General features: G+C 34.9%; 2 protein-coding genes and 2 pseudogenes. All 4 read left to right on the top strand.

Going from position 1 to position 4,923, the window contains the following annotated elements; all coding sequences use genetic code 11:
• Window positions 1–2,211, top strand: a 2,211-nt coding sequence (locus AVJ19_RS20250) for a tyrosine-type recombinase/integrase (protein ID WP_111861331.1), incomplete at its 5' end; no start/stop codon positions are given.
• A 1-nt stretch (window position 2,212) separates the two neighbouring features.
• Window positions 2,213–2,593, top strand: a complete 381-nt coding sequence (locus AVJ19_RS20245) for a DUF6262 family protein (RefSeq protein ID WP_111861330.1) — start codon at window positions 2,213–2,215, stop codon at window positions 2,591–2,593.
• A 76-nt stretch (window positions 2,594–2,669) separates the two neighbouring features.
• A pseudogene (locus tag AVJ19_RS20240) lies at window positions 2,670–2,747 on the top strand (RNA-guided endonuclease TnpB family protein); the annotation flags it as partial.
• Between the two features lie 256 nt (window positions 2,748–3,003).
• Window positions 3,004–4,658: pseudogene (locus AVJ19_RS22825) on the top strand (HNH endonuclease signature motif containing protein).
• Window positions 4,659–4,923 lie beyond the last annotated feature (265 nt).

The following is a 4,923-nucleotide window of genomic DNA, read 5'->3' as shown; positions in this document are numbered from 1 at the left end:
AGGTCTACAACTAAATCTATAAACGTAAAACAGCAAGCAATAGAAGCCATTGATAGAATAATTAATGGGAATCCTATTGTTATTAGTAAGAAAGGAAAATTAATATTCAAAAATATTGCCAAAGAAGCGAGAGTTTCACCTACTGAGTTACATAGGGATTTTAGGGATGTGATGCTTTATGTCAGCTCATTAAAAGACTCAAAGAATGAAAGCATAACCATTCATGCTAGTCTTGTTAGAAAACGCTGTATGGAGGCAATAGAGCGTTTTAAAACAGGAGAAACAAGGAATGTTAATAAAAACGCTAAAGTAACTGTAGCATCTGTAGCTAAAGAAGCAGATGTTTCTGATTCGTACTTGTATGCATATTTCCCTGACATTCTTAACAAAATAAATGAGCTTCAAGGTGAATATGCTAGGTATGGTAATAAAGAAAAGCACGATAAGCTATTAAAAGCTTTAACCATATTGTTGTCTAAAAATGAGGTAATTACTGTAAAAAAAGTCTGTAGGGAAGCAGGGTTTTCTGAAACCTTTGACATGATGGTTAGGAAAAGTTATCCAGACGCTCATAATCAGATATTGATTGAAATTGAAAAGCAAAAAACTTCAAGGCACACCCAAGATCGCTTGATACTTTTGGAAGCCTTAGAAAGACTTAAAAATGGAAATCCAAAGAATACACCACCTATTCCTAATGGTGGATATATCAGTGTAAGAAAATTAATGAACGAATCAGGAATTGGTGAAGGTGTTATTAAAAAGAATCATCCTGATATTTATCAAGAGTGTCTGAAAAAAATTACTATAAAAACCGAAGATGTTTGGTTGGTTAAAAGTGATTTTGATGCTGTATCTAAAGGAGATACAGAAACACATAAACTGAACTTTAGCAACATTCACTTTGATTGGTTAATAAGTTCGGCTAAGGCATTTATTAAGGCTGTATTTTCAACTAGATCAAAAAGCACATTAAAGACAAATATTGATGCTATTACATTTTTCAGCAGAGCACTTTACTCTATAAACCCTGAATGCGAAGCGCATGAAGTTACTAGATCAGAAATGCAAAAAGTCTTTTTTGAATGGTCTAAATCTGAATTAAAATCTTCAACGATTAAAAGAAGATTAGCATCTTTAAGACAGTATTTTGAATGGTGTGAGGATACAAATTTTATTAAATTTGGGGCAACTAAACTAATTAGGGATACGGATTATCCAAGCCTGCCTAAATCAATACCAAAATTCATTCCCGAAAATGTAATGAGTCAATTAAATCAGCATATTGATAAATTAAATCCTGATGTGACGAGGTTTTTTCTTGTACTACAAGAGGTTGGGATGAGAATTAGTGAGTGCTGTAGTTTAATGTTTAATTGTATTTCTCCTGATGAAAATGGGGATTACTTTCTTAAATATTATCAATTTAAAATGAAAAAAGATCATATCGTTCCAATTTCAGCAGAGTTAGTTTCCGTAATCAGGGAACAACAAAAAGCTATGATTACAGAGTTTGGTCAAGCTCCTGTTTTACTATTTACAACCCCCAAATTTCAGGAAAATGGCATTCCTTATCCAAGAGCAGGAAAAGCATGGAGCAAAGGAACTCTAATTAAAAATCTAAACGCACTTGCAGTTGAAAATAATATAAATGATGCGAGTGGAAAGGTTATTCGTTTTGGGTTTCATCAATTTAGGCACACCGTAGCAACTCGAATGATTAACAATGGAGTTCCGCAACATATTGTCCAAAAATATTTAGGTCATGAAACCCCTGTGATGACTAGCACCTATGCTCATATTTTAGATGAAACATTAAAAAAAGAGTTCAAGAAATTTAACAGCACAATGATTGATATAAACGGTAAAAAGTTTAATGATCAAGATATTATTAATGATTTAACAATGGGAACAGATGCAAATAATATTGATGCTCAATGGCTTAAAAAAAACATAGCAATGCAAACTTTACCAAATGGACTTTGCTCACTACCCGTTGTTCAGGGCGGTTGCCCACATGCTAATGCCTGTCTGACATGCTCAAACTTTAGAACAGATCACACCTTTTTACCTCAACACAAAGAGCAACTACAAAGAACCGAAGTGATTATTGAAACGTGTAAAAAGAACGGTTGGGTTCGCCAACTGGAAATGAATGAAAATATCAAAGAATCTTTAGTGAAAATTATTGCACCCTTAGAGAGTAATTAATATGAGCCATGATAGAAACACTCAAGGTTTAAAGGAAAATGCCTTAAAGAAGAAGAATGAAGCTATTAAGCGCACAGAGTTAGCAATAAAACAAATGCTAAAGGAAAAAGCCACTATTAATTTCAAAACTGTAGCAGAAAAAGCAAACGTATCGACAGCTTGGCTTTATAGAGAGGAATCTATTGCTAATCAAATTAAGAAGCATAGGGTTGAGAGTAAGAGTAAATGTGCAAATACAAGCACATTGAAAAACACTTCCGAATCATCAAAGGACGCATTGATTGCTACTTTAAAAGCAAGGGTTAAGGAATTAGAAATTGATAATTTAGAGCAAAAAAAGACAATCGAGATGCTATATGGAAAGCTTCATGATTCTACATAGTAAGTATGTAAACAAAGTGGAATCCTTTGTTATGAAAGGATTCCAAGTGTTATTTGTATCTATGTGTTTAGATAGGGATCGAGATATAAACTCAGCTCTAAACATTCTTGCGCTTGGGCATAAGCGTCTAGCTGTAGGAATCACCCTTTTTTAAGGGGGTGAGGATGTCAAAACACGATACGTCCTCATTCAAGTTTGAATAAGGCAACACCAAATGAATTTTATGATCAACATTTACTAAAAGTAATGGCAGCATAATTTAAATATTTAGAGCGGATTTATCACTTATAAAACTGAATTGAGTGGTCTAATTAACGGAACCACATTAGTTTGTTCACTTGCTTTTTATGACTGAATTTAATCATTTTTTGTTGAAACTGTTTATGAAAATTGAGGGGTTGTAAATAAAAATGGGTCCAACACGATTACTAACGAATATTATTCAGCGTAAAGTCATGTCACTAGAAGAAATGTCTCCTTCAAAGCAACGAGACAATTTTGAGGTCACACTGACTGATTTTGCCCGGCACGAAATCCTTAAATGTTTATTCAAAGCCGATAATCAGCGCTCTACTGAATATTGGAGTGTGCAAGAAATTGCGAACTTTATTGAGGATTGCACAGAAGATCAGAATATCAATTTGTGTATCTTGTATTGGAAAGATATTAAAAACAATATTTATATTATCGATGGGGCGCATCGTCTTTCGAGTATTTATGCGTGGATCAATCGCTATTTTGCTGATGAACAAGTCAATCAAGCACCTAACTTTAATGACCAACAGAAAGAGGATATTCGTTACCTCCGAAGTCATTTAGGGGATCTGGCTGACTTCCAAAAAATTTGTACTGATGCCAAATTTGCAGAACAAAAGTCCAAATTAGAAGATATTAAAATCAGTTTCAGGCAAGTGCTTGGTACTCCAGAAGATGCACGACGCGTATTTCAATCAATTAACTCAGATACTAAACGCCTGGATAAATATGAGGAATATCATCTAAGAAGTCGGGGGAGTGATGCATATTATGCGATCTATGCCTGTTGCTATATCAATGACAATAAATCCAATTTAGAAGAGCTTCAATATACGCGTTTAAATGAGCTGATCGAGTTGGGGGAGAAGATCCATCAGCTGCTTTTCTCTACCATCTTATTAGACACTGAAATGAGTCATGGCAAAAAAATTGGCTTGGTCAATGAACTCATGAATATCATTGCGGGTGATCAGATTCATAATATTATGAGCCTGAATCAGGGTGAACGCGTTGAAAAGCTCATGTCGCATCTGTTTACGATCCTTTGCAGAATGGCAACTCCTGTAAAAATACTGGGGTTCCGAGTTTGGGTTTACATCCATTCTTATATTTTTATAAAGACCAGCGTTTTCAGATTACTTCCTTTCTCGCATGGTTTGCTATTGTGTTTGAAATTCATGAAAGCATCATGCAGATTCATCATAGAACGATTAGCTTTAAAGAGTTTACACGCGTCCGCAGTAGTATTGAATTCTTGATTGCCAATTTTCCAGTGGCGATCACTGAAACGGTCGGCAAGTTCGGGAGTGGGATTAAAGGCTATGATCGACTGCAAATCGTTTATAAGGCCTTTATCTGTTTAAGCCTAGAAATGGATATTGATTTTAAAGATAAAGAATGCCTGAATACCTTCATTTTGTCGATGTCAAAGGCTTTTAAGTACATCAACTTTAACGAGTTTTACTCTGAAAGATTTTTGGGTAATTATGATAAAGTGGTTGTAGAGCATGTAGTCGGATATGTGGAATCGATTAGCCCGATCTCTCGATCAAAGCCCAAGGCCTTTTCAGCATTAACCAAAAATTTGCTTAAGCACAATTTTCTGGTGGGTAATCATAACTTTTGCCCCATTTGTGATGGATTAATCTATCTCGATTCTACTGAATCGGATCATCGGATTGCCAAAGCCGCAGGTGGCCAAGGGGTGCTAGAGAATGGTCTGCTGGTTCATCCACTTTGTAATAGAATGAAATCAGATCTCAGCTTAGAAGAGATCAGAGCGGATTTGTTTGGTGAGTTATTGTATTAATCAGCAGGGCTATGATCTTGTTTTCTCAAGTGTATTAATTAATGATAAATCACATGATTCAACTTTTGATATATTCAGCCAGTGTAGCTTTTCTTAATTAAATGCAGAATCATAGCTAGAACCTAGCTGTAGTTTCTGAATGACCGTCAAGGTCCTTAGTTTTGCCCATTGATCCCTCTCTGGGCATTTTTTTTGATCAAAATATAACGCTATTCTTGCTAAAAATTATGTGTAGATAGGTCTAGATAAATTTTTATTCCATTTA

The sequence above is a fragment of the Acinetobacter sp. CFCC 10889 genome (genome assembly GCF_003268395.1).
In the GTDB taxonomy this organism is placed as follows: Bacteria; Pseudomonadota; Gammaproteobacteria; order Pseudomonadales; family Moraxellaceae; genus Acinetobacter.
This window is presented reverse-complemented; position numbering and strand designations above follow the sequence as displayed.

Coding starts and splice junctions, on each gene's coding strand:
- AVJ19_RS20245 (WP_111861330.1), top strand. CDS start 2,213: ATGAGCCATGATAGAAACACTCAAGGTTTAAAGGAAAATGCCTTAAAG.